The organism is Streptomyces virginiae, from assembly GCF_041432505.1.
Lineage (GTDB): Bacteria > Actinomycetota > Actinomycetes > Streptomycetales > Streptomycetaceae > Streptomyces > Streptomyces virginiae_A.
Map to the genome: position 1 here is coordinate 5290421 of NZ_CP107871.1, position 21057 is coordinate 5311477.

The following is a 21057-nucleotide window of genomic DNA, read 5'->3' on the forward strand; positions in this document are numbered from 1 at the left end:
ACGAGTGGAGGGGGACGGACGGATGAGCGGTACGGGTACGGACATGGGCACGGCCGGAGGCGAGCGGCTGCGGCGGTGGCGGATGGTGCTCGGCGGTGGCGAGGCCGACGGCACCGGGTGCGCGCTGACCGGGCGGGACGCGGCGATGGACGCCGCGCTGGGCGCGCTGTACGGCGGGGGCGGCGAGGCGGGGTCCCGCAGGACGTCGGGGGCGCGGTCGGCCGGGCTCGGCGGGTCCGCGCCGAACGTGGCCCGCTGGCTCGGGGACATCCGTACGTACTTCCCGAGCTCCGTGGTCCAGGTCATGCAGCGCGATGCCATCGAGCGGCTGGGCCTGGCCGCCCTGCTGCTGGAACCGGAGATGCTGGAGGCCGTCGAACCGGACGTGCACCTGGTCGGCACCCTGCTCTCCTTGAACAAGGCGATGCCCGAGACCACGAAGGAGACGGCGCGGGCCGTGGTCCGCAAGGTGGTCGAGCAGCTGGAGAAGCGGCTCGCGAACCGCACCCGGGCCACCCTCACCGGCGCCCTCGACCGGTCCGCGCGGATCAGTCGCCCGCGCCACCACGACATCGACTGGAACCGCACGATCCAGGCCAATCTGAAGAACTACCTGCCCGAGTACCGCACCGTCGTCCCCGAACGGCTGATCGGATACGGCCGGGCGGCCCGATCGGTGAAGAAGGAGGTGATCCTCTGCATCGACCAGTCGGGTTCGATGGCGGCCTCCGTCGTCTACGCCTCCGTCTTCGGCGCGGTCCTCGCCTCCATGCGCTCGATCGCCACCCGTCTGGTCGTCTTCGACACCGCGATCGTCGACCTGACCGACCAGCTCGACGACCCGGTCGACGTGCTCTTCGGCACCCAATTGGGCGGTGGCACCGACATCAACCGTGCTCTCGCCTACTGCCAATCGAAGATCACCCGGCCCGCCGACACCGTCGTGGTCCTGATCAGCGATCTCTACGAGGGCGGAATCCGCAACGAAATGCTGAAGCGCGTCGCCGCCATGAAGGGGGCGGGCGTCGAGTTCGTGACCCTGCTGGCCCTGTCCGACGAGGGCGCCCCGGCCTACGACCGTGAGCATGCCGCGGCCCTTGCGGCACTTGGGGCGCCGGCCTTCGCCTGCACTCCCGACCTGTTCCCGGAGGTGATGGCCGCGGCGCTGGAGAAGCGCCCTCTGCCGATCCCCTGACGGCCTGCCGGCCGGCCCGTCCCGTCCGCTGCTGTGAATCGGTGAATCACACGAACTTCCAGTTCAACCGTGAGGCTTTCTGTGACAGGTATCACCGCTCAGGTGTGATCTGCGATTTAGGGACCCACGGCCCTCGGGGATAACCTGCGGGACGGACATGCCGCGTCCACGGTCACCGTGTGCGCCTTCCTTGTGACAGCGCCGTCACGTTGCCCTCCGCGGCACGCCCACGCAGATAGCAGAAAACCGCGAATCACTGCGAATCTTTGAAGACAAGGGACGGACGCGCGTGGACCTGTTCGAGTACCAGGCGAGGGACCTCTTCGCCAAGCACGGTGTACCGGTGCTGGCCGGTGAAGTCATCGACACGCCTGAGGCGGCTCGCGAGGCCACCGAGCGGCTGGGCGGCAAGTCGGTCGTCAAGGCGCAGGTGAAGGTCGGCGGCCGCGGCAAGGCCGGCGGCGTGAAGCTGGCCGCCACCCCGGACGAGGCCGTCGCCCGGGCGACGGACATCCTCGGCATGGACATCAAGGGCCACACGGTCCACAAGGTGATGATCGCCGAGACGGCTCCGGAGATCCTGGAGGAGTACTACGTCTCGTACCTCCTCGACCGGACCAACCGCACCTTCCTCGCCATGGCGTCCGTCGCGGGCGGCATGGACATCGAGCAGGTCGCCGAGGAGACCCCGGAGAAGCTCGCCAAGGTCCCGGTGAACGCCAACGAGGGCGTGACCATCGAGAAGGCCCGCGAGATCGTCGCGCTGGCGCAGTTCCCGGCCGAGGTCGCGGAGCAGGTCGCCGAGGTCCTCGTGACCCTGTGGGCGACCTTCATCGCCGAGGACGCGCTCCTCGTCGAGGTCAACCCGCTCGCGAAGGTCGCCTCCGGCGACGTCATCGCGCTCGACGGCAAGGTCTCGCTCGACGAGAACGCCGAGTTCCGCCAGCCGGGTCACGAGGAGTTCGTGGACCACGCTGCCGCGAACCCGCTCGAGGCCGCCGCCAAGGCGAAGAACCTCAACTACGTCAAGCTCGACGGTGAGGTCGGCATCATCGGCAACGGCGCGGGTCTCGTCATGAGCACCCTCGACGTCGTCGCCTACGCCGGCGAGAACCACGGTGGCGTCAAGCCCGCCAACTTCCTGGACATCGGCGGTGGCGCCTCCGCCGCCGTCATGGCCAACGGTCTCGAGATCATCCTCGGCGACCCGGACGTCAAGTCCGTCTTCGTCAACGTCTTCGGTGGCATCACCGCCTGCGACGAGGTCGCCAACGGCATCGTCCAGGCGCTGCAGCTGCTCGCGGACAAGGGCGAGGCGGTCACCAAGCCGCTGGTCGTCCGTCTCGACGGCAACAACGCCGAGCTGGGTCGCAAGATCCTCTCGGACGCCAACCACCCGCTGGTGCAGCGCGTGGACACCATGGACGGCGCGGCCGACAAGGCCGCCGAGCTCGCGGCTGCGAAGTAAGGGCAGAGGTCAAAGACTCACATGGCTATCTTCCTCAACAAGGACAGCAAGGTCATCGTCCAGGGCATGACCGGTGCCACGGGCATGAAGCACACCAAGCTGATGCTGGCTGACGGCACCAACATCGTCGGCGGCGTGAACCCGCGCAAGGCCGGCACCACCGTCGACTTCGACGGCACCGAGGTCCCGGTCTTCGGCTCCGTCGCCGAGGCGATGGAGAAGACGGGCGCCAACGTCTCCGTCCTCTTCGTCCCGCCGGCCTTCGCCAAGGCCGCCGTGGTCGAGGCGATCGACGCCGAGATCCCGCTGGCCGTCGTCATCACCGAGGGCATCGCGGTGCACGACTCCGCCGCCTTCTGGGCGTACGCGACCGCCAAGGGCAACAAGACCCGGATCATCGGCCCGAACTGCCCGGGTCTGATCACCCCCGGCCAGTCCAACGCCGGCATCATCCCGGGCGACATCACCAAGCCCGGCAAGATCGGTCTCGTGTCCAAGTCGGGCACGCTGACCTACCAGATGATGTACGAGCTCCGTGACATCGGCTTCACCTCCGCCGTCGGCATCGGTGGCGACCCGGTCATCGGCACCACGCACATCGACGCCCTGGAGGCCTTCGAGGCCGACCCGGAGACCGAGCTGATCGTCATGATCGGTGAGATCGGTGGCGACGCCGAGGAGCGTGCGGCGGACTTCATCGCGAAGAACGTCACCAAGCCGGTCGTCGGCTACGTCGCGGGCTTCACCGCCCCCGAGGGCAAGACCATGGGCCACGCCGGCGCCATCGTCTCCGGCTCCTCCGGCACCGCGCAGGCCAAGAAGGAGGCCCTCGAGGCCGCCGGCGTCAAGGTCGGCAAGACGCCGACCGAGACCGCCAAGCTGGCGCGCGAGATCCTCGCCGGCAAGTAAGCGGTCGCCGTACGGATCCCCGTACGGGCGCACGTGAGCATGGGCGTGGCCCGCACCCCTCGGGGGGTGCGGGCCACGCCCGTTTCTCATTCGATCCGTGGGGCGATCCGCGCCGGTCCGGCCTGCGGGTCGGCGCGCAGCTTGTCGTGGAGCTGCTTGCCGCGTTCGGTGAGCTGTTGGGGACCGGCGAGCGGGGGGACCCCGGAGACGCTCTCGCCGGGGGCCAACGGGGGCTCGTACCGGGTGGGCGCGGTCATGAGCGTGTAGGACGTCGAGACGGCGATCATCGCCGTCAGGCTGAGGGTCGCGCGGGTCCACAGCCGGGTGCGCCGCTCGCCGCCGCCGCGGACGACGGCCGCCGGGCGCGGTTCGAGGTCGACGGGCGGTCGCAGCGCGGTGAACAGGTCGCGCAGCAGCGCGGACTGCTTTTCGAGCGGTACGTCGGCCAGTTCGGGGATCCGGTCGGCGAGGTCGGCGTGCGCGTGCACGAGCCGGTGGCCCGCGGTGGGTGTGGTCGCCTCGGTCTCGGCGGCGGTGTCGGGGAGGTCGAGGCCGACGCCGTCGTAGAGCAGGACGGTACGGCGGTTCGCGGGCGACAGCGAGAGCAGGGCGTCGAGCAGGATCCGGTCGGCGGGCTCGGCGGGCGGCTTGTCGAGATGCCGATGGGCGCGCCGGAAGCGGTGCCAGGGGGAGAGCGCGTACTCGTAGGCGATCGCGCGCACCCAACCCACCGGGTCCGGGTCGGTGGCCACCTCGGGCCACCGGTCCCAGGCCTGGACGAAGGCTTTCTCCACCGCCTCCAGGGCGAGCGCCCGACGGCCGGTGAGCAGGTAGGCCTGCCGGGTGAGGTCGCGGGCGGCGAGGGCGTAGAGGCCGTCGAAGGCCTCGGCCGGGCCCGGCACCGGGACCCGCGCGGGGGGCTCGGCGGGGAGCCGCTCGGGCTCGGTCCGCGCGTCGGAGGTCGGCGCGTCCGAGGTCGGCAGGTCCGGGGCCGGTCGGTCCGGGGCGGGTCGGTCCAGGGCCGGTCGGTCCGGGGCCTGCGTGTCCGAGGTCGGCCCGTCCGGGGTCGGCCGGTCCGGGACAGGGGGGTCGGCGGCGGGTTCCTCCGCAGCCCTGGCCGTCTTCGCCTCCCCGGGCGCCCCGGCCGGACCACCGTCCTGCGGCCGGGCGGACAGGCGCGCCAGGAACTGCGTGTACAGCTCTCGCTTGCGCCCGCGCGGGTCCGTGCGGCCCGATTCCCAGGAGCGGACGGTCGCCGCGGTGACACCCACGGCCGCGGCGACCTCATCGTGCGTCAGTTCCGCCGCCTCGCGCAGTCGGCGGCGCTCCTTGGGGGCCGGCAGGCTCAGCTCCGAGTCCTCTGAGGAGGTCGTCTCGACGCTTCGTGTCATGCCACACTCCCCGCACACCGACAGCTCTGGGCGAAAAAGTACATAAACGTATATTGAGCGACACCACGGGCATTCGCCTGTTACCCGTCCATAGCGCGTGTCGTTGGCACCATGGCGGGGTGACCCAAGTGACCGAACGCGGGACCCCGTTGCCGGCGGCCCCGCGAGCCGGCGTGCGACGCCGTTCACCGGCCGCCGCCGCATGCGTCGTGGGCGGCGCCGTGGCGGCCGGACTCGGGCTCGGCTTCCTCGCCGTGCTCGTCATCGTGCTGTGGATCAGCTCCCCCTACCCCGACAGCGGCCCCGGCGGGGCCCTGCACCTGGCCGCCGGGCTGTGGCTGCTCGCCCACGGGGCGGAGCTGGTGCGCTACGACACCCTGTCCGGCATCCCCGCACCCGTCGGAATGACGCCCCTGCTCCTCGTCGCGCTGCCCGTGCTGCTCATGCGGCGGGCCGCCCGGCTGGGGAGCGCCGCCGAGGAGGACGACGAGGAAGTGCTGCCCGCCGCGGCCGTGTTCTCGGCCGTGCTCTGCGGATATCTCGCCGTCGGCGCCCTCGCCACGGTGTACGCCGCCGGTGGCCCCATGCCGGCCGACCCCATCAGCGCGGCCTGGCACATCCCTCTCGTGGCCGTGCTCGCCGCCGCCGGCGGGGTGTGGGGAGCCCGGGGGCGGCCGCTCGGGCCACTGCCGTCCTGGCTCCCAGGGGGCGTGCGGAAAGCCTTTGTGCGCCCCCGATACGCCCTCGCGCTCCGGGCGGGCGCGGGCGGATCCCTGGTGCTCCTGGGCGGCGGCGCGCTCGTCGTCGGAGCCTCGCTCGCGTGGCACGGCGCCGAGGTCCAGGCGTCCTTCCTGTCACTGACCGGGGTGTGGTCGGGACGCTTCGCCGTCCTGCTGCTCGCGCTCACCCTGATCCCCAACGCCATGGTCTGGGGAGCTGCCTACGCCCTCGGGCCCGGCTTCGCCCTGGGCTCCGGCGTCACGGCCACCCCGCTCGGCTTCCCGGGCGCGCCCGCGCTGCCCCGCTTCCCGCTGTTGGCGGCGCTCCCGGCCGAGGGGCCCGGAACCCCGCTGACCTGGGCGGCCGCCGGAGTGCCGGTGGTCGCCGGGCTCGCGGTGGGGTGGTTCGCGGTACGCCGGGCGCGCGAGGTCTCGTACGGGGAGACGGCGCTCACGGCGGCCCTCGGGGCGGTGGTGTGCGGCCTGACGATGGCCGGGCTCGCGGCGGCCTCGGCGGGGCCGCTGGGCTCGCGGCGGCTCTCGGAATTCGGTCCGATGTGGTGGACCACCGGGGTGGCGGCCTTCGCCTGGACGGCGGTACTGGCCGTGCCGGTCGCGGTGGCGGTGCACGCGTGGCGGACCCGCCCGGCCATCGGGCCGGAGGGCTTGGACGCCGATGAGGCGGGGGCCGTGGACGACCGGTGGCACGACAGCGGGGTGCGGGAGATCCGGTGGGCGGCGCTGCGGAAGGCCGCGGGGGCGCTGGTTCCGGAGATGGCGGCGCCCGCGCCGGTGCCTCCGGCGGTTCCTGTGGTTCCGGTGGCGCCTGTGCCGGAGCCGGTGGCTGCGCCCGCTGTGCCGGTGGCTGCGCTCGCTGCGCCCGCTGTGCCGGGACGGCGGGCCGTGACCGTGGTGTCCGGGCTGGATCTGGATCCGGGCCTGCTGGCGCCGAAGCCGCCTGAGCCGGTGTCAGCGCCCTTGGCTCCGCCGGTGGTCGGGGCACGGGTACTGGCCCGGCGAAAGCCGCCACCGGAGTAGGCCGTTCGGGTGGGAGACGGGTGCGGGGCCGCCGCTGGGGCTCCGCCCCAGACCCCGCGCCTCAAACGCCGGCGAGGCTGAATCAGGGCGCCGCCCGCTGGGGCTCCGCCCCGGACCCCGCGCCTCAAACGCCGGCGTGGCCGAGTCGGTGGTCTACTGGCGGACCTTCAGGACGTCGCCCACCAGGTTGTCCGGGAGGAGGGTGTTGCACTGGAGTTCCGCCGACTTGGTGAGGGCGTCGTCGCGGCAGACGTAGAAGTCCTTGTAGGCGAGCTGCAGGGCGTACGAGCTGAACGCCAGCAGGATCGCCAGCGAGGCCGTGACCAGGCCGCTCACCGCGGCGGTGCGCTGCGGGCGGGCCGCGGGGCCCAGGGCGTCCAGGCCGGTCGGGGCCGCGGGGGCGCCCTCGGCGGTCGCCGGTGCGGGCTTGCCGCGCAGTGCGCTGATGCCCCAGTACAGGGCGAGTGCCCCGAGCAGCAGCCCGACCGAGGGGATCCCGAAGATCCCGAAGAAGAAGCCCCACATGCCGGCCAGCAGCGCGTAGCGGGCGCGGCGTTGGATCGGGTCCGTCGGATCCCAGCGCGCCGGACCCCGCCCGCCGTCCGAGTCCTTGCGGTCGTCGCCGTCGCCGTTGTCGCCGCCACCACCGCTGCGCGGCTGCCACGGCTGGTCGGGCCGGCCTTCCGGCGGAGCCGCGAAGGGGTTGTCGTCGGTGGGGGAGTCGGGCTGACGGCGGTCCGGCATCGGGTGTGTTTCTTCCCCTGTGTCATGGACGTCGCGGGACGTCGTGGCGAGGTGAGGCCAGTTCGTGGCTTGTACGCCAGACGCTACCGCCCGGCCGTCCCCCCGTCCCTCGGGGGCTGTCCGGTGTACCGGTATCGTTGCAGGCGGTCGGTGGCTTCGTATGGTTCCCCATATACCGGTACCCCGAAGTTTCGTATGACCGCACAAGACGAACACCGCAATCCCGCGAGAAAGGGCCTCCCATGGCCGCCTCCCGCCTGGTCGTGCTGGTCTCCGGTTCCGGCACCAACCTCCAGGCCCTGCTCGACGCCATCGACGCCCACCCCGGCGGATCCGAGGGCTTCGGCGCCGAAGTCGTCGCCGTGGGGGCCGACCGCGAGAACATCGCCGGCCTGGAGCGGGCGGAGAAGGCGGGGATCCCCACCTTCGTCTGCCCGGTCAAGGGCTACGGCGGCCGCGCGGAGTGGGATGTCGCCCTCACGGAGGCCACCGACGCCTACGCGCCGGACCTCGTCGTGTCCGCAGGATTCATGAAGATCGTGGGCAAGGTGTTCATCGACCGCTTCGGCGGCCGGTTCATCAACACCCACCCCGCCCTCCTCCCGGCCTTCCCCGGCGCGCACGGCGTACGGGACGCCCTCGCCTACGGGGCGAAGGTCACCGGCTGCACGGTCCACTTCGTGGACAGCGGCGTGGACACCGGTCCGATCATCGCCCAGGGTGTGGTCGAGATCCGGGACGGGGAGGACGAAGCCGCTCTCCATGAGCGCATCAAGGAAGTCGAGCGCCAGCTGCTCGTCGATGTCGTGGGGCGCCTGGCCCGGCACGGCTACCGCATTGAGGGACGAAAGGTAACAATCCAGTGACCGCCGCAGACACCGCAGCGAGCAACGACCCGACCACGAACCAGCGGCCGATCCGGCGTGCGCTCATCAGCGTCTACGACAAGACGGGACTGGAAGAGCTGGCCCGCGGGCTGCACGAGGCGGGCGTCGCGCTCGTCTCCACCGGTTCCACCGCCTCGAAGATCGCCGCCACCGGGGTGCCCGTCACCAAGGTGGAGGAGCTGACCGGCTTCCCCGAGTGCCTGGACGGCCGGGTCAAGACCCTGCACCCGCGCGTGCACGCCGGCATCCTCGCCGACCTGCGCCTGGAGGACCACCGCAACCAGCTCGCCGAGCTGGGCGTCGAGCCCTTCGATCTGGTGATCGTCAACCTCTACCCCTTCCTGGCGACCGTCCAGTCGGGTGCCACCCCCGACGAGTGCGTGGAGCAGATCGACATCGGCGGCCCGTCGATGGTCCGCGCCGCCGCCAAGAACCACCCCTCCGTCGCGGTCGTCACCAGCCCGGCCCGCTACGCCGACGTCATCGCGGCGGCCCAGGGCGGGGGCTTCGACCTGACCGCCCGCAAGCGGCTCGCGGCCGAGGCCTTCCAGCACACCGCCGCCTACGACGTGGCCGTGGCCTCCTGGTTCACGAACGCGTACGCCCCGGAGCCCGAGGCGGTCCTGCCCGAGTTCCTGGCCGGCGCCTGGGAGCGCAAGTCGACCCTGCGCTACGGCGAGAACCCGCACCAGGCCGCCGCCCTCTACACGGACGGACAGCCGGGCGGACTCGCCAACGCCGAGCAGCTGCACGGCAAGGAGATGTCCTTCAACAACTACGTGGACACCGAGGCCGCGCGTCGCGCCGCCTACGACCACGAAGAGCCCTGCGTCGCGATCATCAAGCACGCCAACCCGTGCGGCATCGCGGTCGACACGGACGTCGCCGCGGCCCACCGCAAGGCGCACGCCTGCGACCCGCTGTCGGCCTTCGGTGGCGTCATCGCGGTCAACCGCCCGGTGACCGTCGAGCTCGCCGAGCAGGTCGCGGAGATCTTCACCGAGGTCATCGCCGCCCCCGCCTACGAGGACGGCGCGGTCGAGATCCTGGCCAAGAAGAAGAACATCCGCGTCCTGAAGGTGGACGGTCACCCGCACCAGCCGGGCGACCTCAAGCCCATCTCCGGCGGCGTGCTGCTCCAGCAGTCGGACGTCTTCCAGGCCGAGGGCGACGACCCGGCCAACTGGACCCTGGCCACCGGCGACGGCCTGTCCCCGGCGGAGCTCGCCGAGCTGGCCTTCGCGTGGAAGGCCTGCCGGGCCGTCAAGTCCAACGCGATCCTGCTCGCCAAGGACGGCGCCTCGGTCGGCGTCGGCATGGGCCAGGTCAACCGTGTCGACTCGGCGAAGCTCGCCGTCGAGCGGGCGGGCGCCGAGCGCGCGCAGGGCTCGTACGCCGCGTCCGACGCCTTCTTCCCGTTCCCGGACGGGCTGGAGATCCTGACGGCCGCGGGTATCAAGGCCGTGGTCCAGCCGGGCGGTTCGGTCCGTGACGAGCTGGTCGTCGAGGCCGCGCAGAAGGCCGGCGTGACCATGTACTTCACCGGGACCCGGCACTTCTTCCACTGAGTCCGGCCCACCCCGACACGGCGAAGGCCGCGACCCGCAGTGCGGGTCGCGGCCTTCGCCGTGCGCGGAGGGGGCGGCTCAGTACTGGGGGCGGCGGAAGTAGTCCCCGGCCTTGGCGAGGCCGATGATGATCGTGAGGCCGAGGGCGAGCGAGATCAGCGACGGCAGCACGGAGACGGCGGTGAGGCCGCCGGAGCCCGTGGTGTGCTCGCTCGCGCCGAGCGCGACCAGGTTCACCAGGATGCCGAGCACGGCGAAGAGGGTCTGGAGCGAGCCGTAGATGATGCCGGAGACGCGTACGCCGCCACGGCCCTTGCCCAGCTTGGCCGCGGTCAGGATGGGCCACAGGGCGAAGCCGATGAACAGGACGCCCACGACGACGCCCGCGGTGCCCGCGATGGCGCCCGCGTCCTCGGCGGAGGAGCTGGAGGAGTCCGAGAGCGCCGCGGCGAACACGGCACCGCCGATGATGAAGAACAGGCCGCCGAGCGCCTGCAGGGCACCCACGATGAAGAGGATGACGCGCGCGGCCTTCGCCCCGCCCGGCATCTCCATCTGGGCCCCGGGGTATCCGCCCGGACCGCCCGGATAGCCACCCGGGTAGGCCTGCGGGGCCTGCTGCGGGTAGGCGTAGCCGCCCTGCGGCGGGACGCCCTGGGGGGCCTGCTGGGGGTAGCCGTAGCCGGGCTGGCCCTGCGGGGCCTGGGGCTGCTGTCCATAAGGGTTGTGCGGGTCGCCGAAGCTCATGTGGGGTGTTCCTCCGTGTGGTGCAGGGACGCACGGCACGAGCGCGGAGGAATCCTGCACGGTGCGGTCCGCCCCCCGGCACTGCCCGCGGCACTCAGTCGTTTCATCGTGGTCCGCGCGGCCGTTACTTGTCCAGCCGGTTGGGCTACGCGCCGTGACTTGTTGTGCAAGTGCAATGAACCCTGAGCCCCTGCGAGTGCCTTGACTGGAACCGGGGCCACCTCATCCGGGAGGATGGGGGCATGACCGCCCAGATTCTCGATGGCAAGGCCACCGCCGCAGCGATCAAGTCCGAACTGACCGCCCGCGTGGCGGCCCTGAAGGCCCGGGGCATCACCCCCGGCCTCGGCACCCTCCTGGTCGGTGACGATCCGGGCAGCCGCTGGTACGTGAACGGCAAGCACAAGGACTGCGCCGAGGTCGGCATCGCCTCCATCCAGCGCGAACTGCCCGGGACGGCCTCCCAGGAGGACATCGAGGCGGTCGTCCGCGAGCTCAACGCCAACCCGGAGTGCACCGGCTACATCGTCCAACTCCCGCTCCCCAAGGGCATCGACACCAACCGGGTCCTGGAGCTGATGGACCCGCTGAAGGACGCCGACGGCCTGCACCCCATGTCGCTGGGCCGGCTGGTGCTCAACGAGCCGGGACCGCTGCCCTGCACCCCGTACGGGATCGTCGAACTGCTGCGTCACCACGACGTCGCCATCAACGGCGCGCACGTCGTCGTCCTCGGCCGCGGGATCACCGTCGGGCGCTCCATCGGGCTGCTGCTGACCCGCAAGTCCGAGAACGCCACCGTGACGCTCTGCCACACCGGTACGCGCGACCTCTCCGCGCAGCTGCGCCAGGCGGACATCATCGTCGCGGCGGCCGGCGTCCCGCACCTGGTCAAGCCGGAGGACGTGAAGCCGGGCGCGGCCGTGCTCGACGTGGGCGTCAGCCGGGACGGGGAAGGGAAGATCGTCGGCGATGTGCACCCCGGCGTGGCCGAGGTCGCCGCGTGGATCTCGCCGAACCCGGGCGGGGTCGGCCCGATGACCCGGGCCCAGCTGCTCGTCAATGTCGTCGAGGCGGCGGAACGGACCACCAGTGCGGGCTGAATCGGACGCGGAGAACGCGGCGGGCGGCGGCGCGACCAAGGCGAACGGCACCCCCGTCGCCCCGGTCGTGCCCGCCACGCCCGGCGCCCCCGGCGCCCCCGGCGCGCCGGCCGCTCCCGGCACGGCCGCCGGGGCGGGGCCGGCGGCCAGGTCCCGCCGCTTCCCCTCCATCACTCGGGACACCGCCCGCCCCGAGGGCAGCGGTCGCGCCGTCCCCGGCGCCGTGTCCACGCCGGCCCGTCAGTGGCCGATGCTCAGCGTGCTCACCGCGACCGCGGTCGGGCTGCTGGCCACGGCCTTCGGGCACCCGCGGGTCGGCTGTCTGGCCATCGGCGTGGCGCTGATCGCGGCCTCGGTGATGCGGCGCGTGCTGCCCTCGGTGGGGATGCTCGCGGTCCGCTCCCGCTTCACGGACATGATCACCTACGGGCTGCTGGGCGTGGCGATCACGCTGCTCGCGCTGGTGATGGCGGCGCCCAAGCCGTGGCTGCCGATCCCGTTCATGGAGAGTGCGGTCCGCTTCACCGTGCGGTGAGCGGGGCGGACGGCGTGAGCGACGTGAGCGCGGCCAGGGTCGCCGCGACGGCCGGCTGGGTCTCCGTGCCCGCCCGCACCACGACGTCCAGCGTCCGCCCCGGGCCCGGCAGCTCCCGTACGACCGCGCCGGGCGGCGGGGCGTCGCACAGCAGCTTCGGCAGGATCGACACGGCCTGCCCGGTGGCGACGAGCCACAGCCCGGACCGCAGGTCCGCGCACTCGTGGGCGATGCGCGGGGTGAACCCGGCGTTCCGGCAGGCGTGCAGCAGCATCTCGCGGCAGCTGCTCGGCTCCGGGGCCGAGACCCAGGCGCTCTCCCGCAGCGCGGCGAGCCCGTCCCGCTCGTAGGCGGGGAGCAGGTCCCGCGGCAGCGCCAGGCACAGCGGGTCGTCGAAGAGCGGCACCGCGGTGGTCCCGGCCGCGGGCGGGACCCCGAGCAGCGGATAGGCGTAGGTGACCGCCAGGTCCAGCCGGCGTTGCCGCAGCCGCGGCAGCGCCTCCTCCGGGTCGGCCTGCACGATGCGCGGGCGCAACCGGGGGTGGCGTACGGCGAGCTCGGCGAGGAGCGGGGCGGCCACCGTGGCCAGGGCGCTCGGGGCGCAGCCGATGGCCAGCTCCCCGCTCGGCGCGGCATCGAGGGCGCGTACCGCTCCTTCGGCCCGCTCCAGGGCCGCCAGCACCGGTTCGCAGGCCGCGGCCAGCGCCGCGCCGGCGGGGGTGAGGCGCAGCCCGCGGCCGTCCCGTTCGACGAGGGCGGCCCCGGCCTCGGCCTCCAGCGCGCGCAGCTGCTGGGAGACGGCGGAGGGGGTCACTCCGTGCAGATCGGCGACGGCGGTCACCCGGGTGTGCTCCGCCAGGTCCCGCAGGATCACCATGCGCTTCACATCAAGCATGAGTTCATCTTAACGATAGGTGTAGCTGAGGTAGCTGGACTTAACGGTCGAGTCGCGGTGATGCTCGTGCCATGAACGCGAAGACGAAGAAGGTCGTCCTGATCGGCGCGCACGGCACCCTCGGCCGGGCGGTCCACGAGGCCCTGCGCGAGCGCGGCCACCACGTGGTCACCGCCTCCCGCACGGGCGCCGACGTCCACGTCGACATCACCGACCCGGAGTCCATCCGCGCCATGTACGACCAGGTGGCGCAGCGGGTGGGTGACATCGACGCGGTGGCGAGCGCGGCCGGCAGCGTGCCGTGGCGCCCGCTCGGCGAGCTGACCACGAACGACATCCGCACCGGCCTCGAAGGCAAGGCCGTCAGCCAGATCGAGCTGGTCCGCCAGGGCGCCCAACACCTGCCCCCGCACGCCTCGTACACGCTGGTCACCGGCATCCTGGCCCGCGAGCCCCTGCTCACCGGATCCGTGGCCTCCCTGGTCAACGGCGCCGTCGAGGCCTTCGTACGGGCCGCCGCCGTCGAACTGCCCGGCCGCCAGCGGATCAACGCCGTCAGTCCCACCGTCTTCGAGGAGTCCCTCGACGCGTACGGGGACACCTTCGCGGGATTCGACGCCGTGCCCGTGGCCCGCGCCGCGAACGCCTACGTCAAGTCGATCGAAGGGCACCGGACGGGCCAGATCTTCCTCGTCGAATAGCGGTCCGCGACCCGGTCGCGCCTTCGAACATCGGGGTCCGTGTGCCGTGCACCACAGGGACCCGGGGATTAGCGCGGTCCCGGGTCGGATAGCCTGACCGCGGATGTCTCTTCACGTCAAGATTTACTGGGGAGCGGCGTCCTCCAGCACATGGGGCAGGGACGCCCCACCGCCAGCTGTCTAACGGAGAAGGCCATGACCCGCACTCCCGTGAATGTCACCGTCACCGGCGCCGCCGGCCAGATCGGCTACGCGCTGCTCTTCCGCATCGCATCCGGTCACCTGCTCGGCGCGGACGTGCCGGTCAAGCTCCGTCTTCTGGAGATCCCCCAGGGCATGAAGGCCGCTGAGGGCACCGCCATGGAGCTCGACGACTGCGCCTTCCCGCTGCTCGCCGGCATCGACATCTTCGACGACCCGAACCAGGGCTTCGACGGTGCGAACGTCGCGCTGCTCGTGGGCGCCCGCCCGCGTACCAAGGGCATGGAGCGCGGCGACCTGCTCGCCGCCAACGGCGGCATCTTCAAGCCGCAGGGCCAGGCCATCAACGCGCACGCCGCGGACGACATCAAGGTCCTGGTCGTGGGCAACCCGGCCAACACCAACGCGCTCATCGCGCAGGCCGCCGCCCCGGACGTACCGGCCGAGCGCTTCACCGCGATGACCCGCCTGGACCACAACCGCGCGATCTCGCAGCTGGCCGCCAAGACCGGCAGCGCCGTCTCCGACATCAAGCGACTGACCATCTGGGGCAACCACTCGGCGACCCAGTACCCGGACATCTTCCACGCGGAGATCGCCGGCAAGAACGCCGCCGAGGTCGTCAACGACGAGCTGTGGCTGGCCGACACCTTCATCCCGACCGTCGCCAAGCGCGGCGCCGCGATCATCGAGGCCCGTGGCGCGTCCTCGGCCGCCTCGGCCGCCAACGCCGCCATCGACCACGTGCACACGTGGGTCAACGGCACCGCCGAGGGCGACTGGACCTCGATGGGTATCCCGTCGGACGGCTCCTACGGCGTCCCGGCCGGTCTGATCTCCTCCTTCCCCGTCACCTGCAAGGACGGCAAGTACGAGATCGTCCAGGGCCTGGACATCAACGAGTTCTCCCGCACCCGCATCGACGCCTCCGTCCAAGAGCTGGCGGAGGAGCGCGACGCGGTTCGCGAGCTCGGCCTGATCTGATCCGGTCGCCCGACCCGATCCGCTCTTCCGAAAGGCCCCGGCGCACTGCGCCGGGGCCTTTTGGCGTGAACGCGCCTGTCGTGCTCCCGATGATCGCCTTATCGTTTCCCTCCGCACACCGAAAGGGGGATTCGGTGACAGGCACCGCGGACGACAGAACTCCCGTACACCCTTCGCTCAGCGAAGCGGGCCGACTGCTGTGCGCCGGCAACTATCTCGACGCCGCGTACCGCGACCGCGTGATCCAGGAGCTCTACGTGCACGAGGAGCGCTACGTGGCGCCCTCCTACGGCTTCGACGCGGCCCGCGTCCTCGCCCACGCGCTCCAGGCCCGGCGCGCCGAAGCCGCCTGGGCCTCGGCCGTCCTGGCTGTGTGGGGCCTGGGCCTGCTGTTGGCCCAACCCCTCCTGCTCTTCCTGCTCCTCCCGGCCGCCTTCCTCAGCGGCGCCGGCCGGATCGTGCGCCGCCGGGAGAGGACGGGGCGCGGCAGCCGCTTCCTCGAACTCCTCCTGCGCGGCTGCGGCTACGTGCTGCTCATCGGCGTCGGCGTGGGCGTGCTGCAGGGCGCGCTGGAGGGCGCGACGAACGTGGGCGGCGCCGACGACTCGCTCAGGCTCTACGAGCACATCCTGCGGGGGATCGAGCAGGAGCCCTTCGCCCTCGTCTTCGCGCTGCCCCGACTCGGCTACGCGATCGCGATGGCCTACGCCTGGACCGCCCTGATCGTCTTCGCCCTGCTGACCCTGGTCGTCGGCCTCCAGCGGGGCCACTTCGCCCGCGTCATCAGCACCTCGCTCAGCCGGACGCGCTACGCCGACCCGAACGCCGACCCGGCCTCCGGCAGCCGGTTCGCCCGGACCCGCGACCGGATCCTGCGTACCCAGCACAGCCGCCTGGTCATCTATGACGTCGACGACCCGTTCTGCGGCGCCGGCGCGGCCTACCGCCCCTGGCACCTGTCGGTCGAGCTGCGCCCCCGCACAGACGGGGTGGAGTCCGAACCGCTGGACAACGCGCGGATCGTGGCCCGGATCCGGCCGCGGCTGGAGGCCCTGCGCGTCCCGTCGCCGCACGGCTCACCGGAGGCCGAGCAGGCCGTACTGGACCGGCTGCGGGAGCTGGTCGTCGACGAGTGCGTGTTCCTCCCGGCCTCCGGGCTGCCCGCGGCGTACGAGCCGGACCTCTCGGACCGGGCGTTCGACGCCCACCGGGCCGGAGCCGTGGAGGAGGGCGGGGAGCGCCGCCGCCACTTCCTGCGGGTACGGGTCGGTGGCTGGGACGAGAACCTCGTCATCACCGTCTTCGTACGCGTCCACACCCAGGGCGGGATGCTGATGCTGGAGGTGGCTCCGCACGTGCTGCTGCCCGTCCGGTCCGCGTTCCAGGAAGCCGACGACGTGGCCCGACGTCATCTGCGGAACAACTTCTTCGCCAAGGTGGTCTGGGCGTTGCGGCACGCCCCGCGCTCGCTCTCCAAGGCGCTCGCCACCCTGTCGGGCGGCAGCCGCGGGCCGTGGCAGATCGCCACGGAGGGCCATGCCGGCGCGCTGCCGGCAGGCCCGGCCGTCTCCGTACGCGAGCTGGCGGCGCAGGAGGACGCCTCGCTGTTCCAGCTGATGGACCTGGACCGGTACCTGAAGACCATCCAGGACCGCATCGTCGCCGGCGTGACCCTGGCCCTGCACGAAGCGGGCTGGCACACGGAGGAGTTCGCGCAGCGCGCGGTCACCGTCGCGGAGGGCGGGGTGTACATCCAGTCGGTCAGCCACAGCGCGTTCAGCGTGGGGGGCAGCGGACACCACAATCGGACGAGCCATCACACGGACAGGGGAGATCGGCAGTGACGCACGACGGGGGAACCGGCGAGGTGCGGATCAACCGCATCGAAGGCAGCACCTTCAGCATCGGCGGTAGCGACATCACCAACACCACCGTCCACCACGGCGGTACGGGGGCGGACGGCCCGGGCGCGGCGGAACTGCTGGAGGCCGTACGGGAGCTGCGCATCGCCCTCGTCCACCTGCCGCGCAGCGCCGACCGTTCGGCGCTCGACGCCGAACTGGACGAGGCCGCCGGCGAGCTGGAGGAGGCCGGGGAGATCCGGCCCGGCCTGCCCGCCCGGCTGCGGGGCGCGCTCCAGCGGTGGGCCCCGTTGGTGGAATCGGTGAACGCGGCCGCCGCCCTCGGCGGGCTGCTCACCTCGCTGGGGAGCTGATCGGTGGCCACCGGAGGCGGCGCCCACTGGAATCCGCAGTCGCAGCGCTGGGAGTGGGCGGAGCAGCCGCCCCCGCCCCCGCCCTCGTACCCGCCGCCGCGCCCGCCGGCGGGCGGCCCGGGCGTTCCGGGTGGCCGGGGCGGGCCGGGCGTTCCGGGTCGGCACCGGCCGTGGAAGGTCCCGCTGCTGGTGGCCCTCGGGGCGGTGGTGGTGGGCGGCTGCGCCGTGGCGGGCTGGCTCGTCCTGCGCGACGACGAGCCGAAGGTACCCGCCGCGGCCCCTTCGGCCTCGGGAAGCCCGGCCGCGCCGTCCGGTGCGGGGCCGAACACGGCCCCGGGCGCCACGTCGTCCTCCCCGCCCTCCGCGTCGCCCTCGGTCCCGCCGCCGTACACGGTGGTCCGCGACGACGCCGGCTTCTCGGTCGCCGTCCCCGCGGGCTGGGAGCGCAGCCTCGACGAGGACGGCAGCGGCTCCTTCTACCGCCGGCCCGGGGACCGCAGCGCGCTGATCCAGATCTTCCGCGTCTCCGAGCCGGACAGCGTCGGAACGTGCGAGCTGCTGCGGATCTCCTCGCAGGACCTCGGGCAGCGGCGGCCCGGCTACCAGGAGGTCTCCCTGGATTCGACGCCCGGCGAGTCATGCGAGCTGGTGTACGAGTACGACAACCAGGAGTCGCACGGCCGCCGCCGCGCGATCGAGCGGATCACCGTCGCCCCGGACGGCCGGCGGTGGGCGCTGCTGGCGGCCGGCCCGGCCACCGACGGCACGGCGGTGCGCGCGAACCTGACGGCGGCCGTGGAGTCGTTCAGGCCGCGGTGACCGCACGGGCCGCGACGACCGGTCCTACTTGTACATGCCGGGCGTGTAGTGGCCCGGCACCATGCGGGTGGTGACGCCGATGCGGTTCCAGACGTTGATCGTCGCGATGACGGCGATCAGCTGGGCGAGCTCGCGCTCCTCGAACTGCTCGGCGGCCTTCTCGTAGACCTCGTCGGGCACGAAGCCGTCCGTCAGGACGGTGACGGCCTCGGTGAACTCGATCGCGGCGAGTTCCTTCTCGGTGTAGAAGTGCCGGGACTCCTCCCAGGCGCCCAGCTGGACGATGCGCTCGACGCTCTCACCGGCGGCGATCGCGTCCTTGCTGTGCATGTCGAGACAGAAGGCGCAGTGGTTGAGCTGGGAGGCCCGGATCTTGACGAGCTCGACCAGGGCGGGGTCCAGACCCTTCTTGGCGGCGAGCTCCAGGGCCAGGACCGCCTTGTAGACCTCGGGGGCGAGCTTCGCCATGTGCATGCGCGGGGTGTGCTCGGGGGCGTGTGCGTGTGTGGTCGTCATGTGATCAACCCTAGGAGTCGGGCGGCCCACCGATATGGTCCATATCCATGACGGAATCGTGGGCCACTTTCGGCGCCGACCTGCACCTGCAACTGGACCTCACCGCCGGACGCGGCCTACGGGCCGGACTCACCGAGGCCCTGCGCGAGGCCGCGCGCGGCGGCCGGCTGGCGGCCGGGACCCGGCTGCCGTCGTCCCGCTCCCTCGCCGCCGACCTGGGCATCGCCCGGAACACCGTCGCCGAGGCGTACGCCGAGCTCGTCGCCGAGGGCTGGCTGACGGCCCGCCAGGGCTCCGGCACCCGCGTCGCCGAACGGGCCCGCCCGCGCCGGCCCGCGGCCGCCGTCCCCGTACGGCGCCCCGCGCGCAAGGGGCCCGCGTACAGCCTGATCCCCGGCTCCCCGGACCTGGGCGGATTCCCGCGCACGGCCTGGCTGTCGGCGGCCCGGCGGGCGCTGACCGACGCGCCGAACGAGGCCTTCGGGTACGCGGTCGACCCGCGCGGCCGCATCGAGCTGCGGCAGGCACTGGCCGGCTACCTGGCGCGGGCGCGCGGGGTGTACGCGGACCCCGAACGGATCGTGCTGTGCGCGGGATTCCTGCACGGGCTCACGCTCCTGGCGGGCGTACTGCGGGCACGGCGGGTACGGGAGGTGGCGGTGGAGGGGTACGGGCTCGACTTCCACCGGGACCTCCTGGTCCGGGCGGGGCTGCGGACGCGCCCGCTGGGCGTGGACGCGGAGGGCGCCCGGACGGGGGAGCTGACCGCGACGACGGGCGCGGTGCTGCTGACCCCGGCGCACCAGTTCCCGACGGGCGTGGCCCTGACCCCGGCGCGGCGGGCGGCCGCGGTCGACTGGGCCCGGACCACGGGCGGGCTGATCCTGGAGGACGACTACGACGGGGAGTTCCGCTACGACCGCCAGCCGGTCGGCGCGCTCCAGGGCCTGGACCCGGACCGGGTGGTGTACCTCGGTACGGCCAGCAAGTCCCTGGCGCCCGGGCTGCGGATGGGCTGGATGGTTCTCCCGCCGGGGCTGTCGGAAGAGGTGACGGACGCCGGCGGGCCCGCCGGCTGGGCGTGCGGCGCGCTGGATCAGCTGACCCTGGCGGAGTTCATCACCTCCGGGGCCTACGACCGGCACGTGCGCGGGATGCGGCTGCGGTACCGGCGGCGCCGGGACGAGCTGGTGGCGGCGGTGGGGGACCGGGTGGGGGTGTCGGGGATCGCGGCGGGGCTGCACGCCGTGCTGGACCTGCCCGGGGGGACGGAGCGGTCGGTCCTGCAGTCGGCGGCCTGGCAGGACCTGGCCCTGCACGGGCTGGGGCGGTTCCGGCATCCGGAGGCGGTTGCGCTGCCCGCGCGGGATGCGGTGGTCGTGGGATACGGGACGCCGTCGGACAGCGCGTGGTCGCCGACGCTGGCCGCCCTGGCCGCGGCGCTGCCGTGACGTGCGGCGCTGCCCGGGGGCGCCGCCCCCGAACCCCGCGCCTCAAGCGCCGGCGGGGCTGAAGGATCGCCTCAAGCGCCGGCGGGGCCGGATTCGGGTGGAGCCGGCGGTTCGCCGAAGCGGGCCAGGGCCAGGGAGCCGGCCACCGCCACCACGAAGCCCGTCACCGCCAGCCAGGCCAGGCCCTCGCGGGTGCTGTCGCCGAGCCAGGCCACGCCCACCACCGCCGGGCCGATCGTCTCGCCGAGGACCATGCCCGCCGTCGCCACCGTCACCGAGCCGCGCGCCAGGGCCGAGGTGAGGAGCAGGAAGGCCGCGCCGCCGCCCAGCAGGAGGGCGTACAGGGCGGGGTTGCGCAGGTCCCAGGGGGAGTCGATGAGCCGTACCGACACCTCCACCACCCCGAAGCCCGTGCCCGCCGCGAGGCCGAGGACCAGGGCCCGCGGCCCGTCCGGGAGCCGGCCGGCGACCACGCCGACCAGCAGCACCAGCCCCGCCACCGCCAGCAGCCCCAGCTTCAGCGCGAGCGATCCGGTCCCCGTGCCCTCCTCCCCGGCCGACAGCCCGAGCATCAGCAGCCCCGCGCACACCACCGCCACCGCGGCCCACTCGGTCCGGGACAGCCTCACCCGCAGCAGCCGCGCCGCGACCACCGCCGTCACCGCCAGGCTGGCCGCCAGCGCCGCCCCCACCGCGTAGATCGGGACGTGCCGCAGGGCGATGATCTGGAGCACGAAACCGGCTCCGTCGAGGGCCAGACCCGCCAGATACCGCCACTGCCGGACGGCCCGCAGGAACAGCGCCGTGTCCACCCCGGACCCGGTGCCCGGCTCCGCCGCCCGCGCCGCGACCGCCTGCAGAACCGACGCCGTACCGAAGCAGACCGCCGCACCGAGCGCGCAAATCATCCCAATGAGCACGAAGCGACTCTAGGTCACGGATCTCACGGCGGCCGGATTCCATCGGCCGGT

Annotated in this window: 20 protein-coding genes; 14 read left to right on the forward strand and 6 right to left on the reverse strand. The window is 72.9% G+C overall.

Going from position 1 to position 21057, the window contains the following annotated elements; genetic code table 11:
• Positions 1-22 precede the first annotated feature (22 nt).
• From OG624_RS24750 to sucD, 3 genes are all read left to right on the forward strand, one after another.
• The gene (locus tag OG624_RS24750) at positions 23-1195 is read left to right on the forward strand and encodes a VWA domain-containing protein (RefSeq protein ID WP_030712722.1); all 1173 of its coding nucleotides are present in this window, start codon (positions 23-25) and stop codon (positions 1193-1195) included.
• Between the two features lie 289 nt (positions 1196-1484).
• Complete coding sequence (sucC, locus tag OG624_RS24755) at positions 1485-2663, forward strand: ADP-forming succinate--CoA ligase subunit beta (protein WP_030712719.1); 1179 nt, start codon at positions 1485-1487, stop codon at positions 2661-2663.
• A gap of 21 nt (positions 2664-2684) precedes the next feature.
• On the forward strand, positions 2685-3572 hold the full coding sequence (gene sucD / locus OG624_RS24760; protein ID WP_030712716.1) for a succinate--CoA ligase subunit alpha: 888 nt from the start codon (positions 2685-2687) through the stop codon (positions 3570-3572).
• Between the two features lie 86 nt (positions 3573-3658).
• Here the strand turns inward: sucD and OG624_RS24765 are convergent, their stop codons facing one another.
• Positions 3659-4963 carry a helix-turn-helix domain-containing protein gene (locus OG624_RS24765; RefSeq protein ID WP_033219518.1) on the reverse strand — a complete coding sequence of 435 codons (1305 nt, stop codon included), beginning with the start codon at positions 4961-4963 and terminating at the stop codon, positions 3659-3661.
• Positions 4964-5082: 119 nt separating this feature from the next.
• On the opposite strand from OG624_RS24765, the gene OG624_RS24770 reads away from it, so the two are divergent.
• Positions 5083-6720 carry a cell division protein PerM gene (locus tag OG624_RS24770; protein ID WP_158711807.1) on the forward strand — a complete coding sequence of 546 codons (1638 nt, stop codon included), beginning with the start codon at positions 5083-5085 and terminating at the stop codon, positions 6718-6720.
• 153 nt (positions 6721-6873) lie between these two features.
• On the opposite strand, the gene OG624_RS24775 is transcribed toward OG624_RS24770, so the two are convergent.
• Positions 6874-7464 (reverse strand): hypothetical protein, encoded by a 591-nt coding sequence (locus OG624_RS24775; RefSeq protein ID WP_033219520.1) that lies wholly within the window; start codon positions 7462-7464, stop codon positions 6874-6876.
• Positions 7465-7706: 242 nt separating this feature from the next.
• Between OG624_RS24775 and purN the strand changes: the two genes are divergently transcribed.
• Together purN and purH are read left to right on the forward strand one after the other, a co-directional pair.
• Positions 7707-8330 carry a phosphoribosylglycinamide formyltransferase gene (gene purN / locus OG624_RS24780; RefSeq protein WP_371639848.1) on the forward strand — a complete coding sequence of 208 codons (624 nt, stop codon included), beginning with the start codon at positions 7707-7709 and terminating at the stop codon, positions 8328-8330.
• Complete coding sequence (gene purH / locus OG624_RS24785; RefSeq protein ID WP_051763172.1) at positions 8327-9919, forward strand: bifunctional phosphoribosylaminoimidazolecarboxamide formyltransferase/IMP cyclohydrolase; 1593 nt, start codon at positions 8327-8329, stop codon at positions 9917-9919. Before purN ends, purH begins: the two co-directional genes overlap by 4 nt.
• Before the next feature lie 78 nt (positions 9920-9997).
• On the opposite strand, the gene OG624_RS24790 is transcribed toward purH, so the two are convergent.
• Positions 9998-10666: a hypothetical protein gene (locus tag OG624_RS24790; protein ID WP_033219524.1), complete on the reverse strand. Its 669-nt coding sequence runs from the start codon at positions 10664-10666 to the stop codon at positions 9998-10000.
• A gap of 242 nt (positions 10667-10908) precedes the next feature.
• Between OG624_RS24790 and OG624_RS24795 the strand changes: the two genes are divergently transcribed.
• Complete coding sequence (locus OG624_RS24795) at positions 10909-11769, forward strand: bifunctional methylenetetrahydrofolate dehydrogenase/methenyltetrahydrofolate cyclohydrolase (RefSeq protein ID WP_033219526.1); 861 nt, start codon at positions 10909-10911, stop codon at positions 11767-11769.
• The gene (locus tag OG624_RS24800; protein ID WP_371639849.1) at positions 11759-12304 is read left to right on the forward strand and encodes a DUF3017 domain-containing protein; all 546 of its coding nucleotides are present in this window, start codon (positions 11759-11761) and stop codon (positions 12302-12304) included. The genes OG624_RS24795 and OG624_RS24800 overlap by 11 nt, the downstream gene beginning before the upstream one ends.
• On the opposite strand, the gene OG624_RS24805 is transcribed toward OG624_RS24800, so the two are convergent.
• Positions 12291-13199 carry a LysR family transcriptional regulator gene (locus OG624_RS24805; RefSeq protein WP_371639850.1) on the reverse strand — a complete coding sequence of 303 codons (909 nt, stop codon included), beginning with the start codon at positions 13197-13199 and terminating at the stop codon, positions 12291-12293. The two genes, OG624_RS24800 and OG624_RS24805, sit on opposite strands and share 14 nt — an antisense overlap.
• 71 nt (positions 13200-13270) lie before the next feature.
• Between OG624_RS24805 and OG624_RS24810 the strand changes: the two genes are divergently transcribed.
• From OG624_RS24810 to OG624_RS24830, 5 genes are all read left to right on the forward strand, one after another.
• Positions 13271-13900 carry a short chain dehydrogenase gene (locus tag OG624_RS24810; protein ID WP_033219530.1) on the forward strand — a complete coding sequence of 210 codons (630 nt, stop codon included), beginning with the start codon at positions 13271-13273 and terminating at the stop codon, positions 13898-13900.
• A 195-nt stretch (positions 13901-14095) separates the two neighbouring features.
• The gene (locus OG624_RS24815; RefSeq protein ID WP_033219532.1) at positions 14096-15085 is read left to right on the forward strand and encodes a malate dehydrogenase; all 990 of its coding nucleotides are present in this window, start codon (positions 14096-14098) and stop codon (positions 15083-15085) included.
• 134 nt (positions 15086-15219) lie between these two features.
• Positions 15220-16929, forward strand: coding sequence for a hypothetical protein (locus OG624_RS24820; RefSeq protein WP_371639851.1), 1710 nt, complete (start codon positions 15220-15222; stop codon positions 16927-16929).
• Positions 16926-17300 carry a hypothetical protein gene (locus OG624_RS24825; RefSeq protein ID WP_371639852.1) on the forward strand — a complete coding sequence of 125 codons (375 nt, stop codon included), beginning with the start codon at positions 16926-16928 and terminating at the stop codon, positions 17298-17300. The genes OG624_RS24820 and OG624_RS24825 overlap by 4 nt, the downstream gene beginning before the upstream one ends.
• Positions 17301-17303: 3 nt before the next feature.
• Positions 17304-18119: a hypothetical protein gene (locus tag OG624_RS24830; protein WP_371639853.1), complete on the forward strand. Its 816-nt coding sequence runs from the start codon at positions 17304-17306 to the stop codon at positions 18117-18119.
• 24 nt (positions 18120-18143) lie between these two features.
• Here OG624_RS24830 and OG624_RS24835 read toward each other — a convergent pair whose 3' ends face one another.
• Entirely contained in the window at positions 18144-18635 is a 492-nt protein-coding gene (locus OG624_RS24835; protein WP_161291845.1) for a carboxymuconolactone decarboxylase family protein, read from the reverse strand.
• Positions 18636-18682: 47 nt separating this feature from the next.
• Here OG624_RS24835 and pdxR point away from each other — a divergent pair, with 47 nt between their 5' ends.
• The gene (gene pdxR, locus OG624_RS24840; protein WP_033219536.1) at positions 18683-20086 is read left to right on the forward strand and encodes a MocR-like pyridoxine biosynthesis transcription factor PdxR; all 1404 of its coding nucleotides are present in this window, start codon (positions 18683-18685) and stop codon (positions 20084-20086) included.
• A gap of 71 nt (positions 20087-20157) precedes the next feature.
• On the opposite strand, the gene OG624_RS24845 is transcribed toward pdxR, so the two are convergent.
• Entirely contained in the window at positions 20158-20994 is an 837-nt protein-coding gene (locus OG624_RS24845; protein WP_033219538.1) for a hypothetical protein, read from the reverse strand.
• Between the last annotated feature and the right edge of the window lie 63 nt (positions 20995-21057).